The sequence below is a fragment of the Micromonospora sp. BS32 genome, assembly GCF_059089345.1.
The window spans coordinates 1-402 of sequence record NZ_JBSSHR010000152.1 but is presented as its reverse complement, the minus strand read 5'-3'; the positions used below and the strand labels follow the sequence as shown (position 1 = coordinate 402).

At 73.1% G+C, this 402-nt stretch carries 1 protein-coding gene; it reads left to right on the top strand.

Translation table 11 applies throughout. From position 1 onward, the window contains the following. Nucleotides 1–68 precede the first annotated feature (68 nt). Nucleotides 69–402, top strand: a 334-nt coding sequence (locus tag AC5RWQ_RS30690; protein WP_494286080.1) for an ImuA'/RecA-like NTPase, incomplete at its 3' end; no start/stop codon positions are given.

Here is a 402-nt window from a genome sequence, read left to right as displayed (position 1 = left end):
CGGACAGGGTCCGGGAACCGGCGATCATGGAGTTGCGGGAATCGTTCGCATGTTCGATTCTAAGACGGATGCCGATCCACTCCACGGGCGGCGCGCCGGTCAGGCCGGGTGGCGCGCCTCTGCCCGTACCGCCCGCGCTGCGGCCCCTGCTTCCCGGTGGAGCACTGCGGGCCGGTTCCTCGGTGGCGGTGGAGGACGGGGACCTGCCGCTGCTGCTCGCACTGGGGGGCGGTGCGGCCCGCCGCGGTGTGTGGGCCGCCCTGGGGCTGCCGCAACTCGGCGGCTTGGCCGCCGCGGACGCCGGACTGGAGCTGGACCACGGGTTGTGGGTCGACCGCCCCGGCAACGACTGGCCCCAGGTGCTGTCGGTGGTGATGGAAGCGGTGCCGGTCGTGCTGTTCA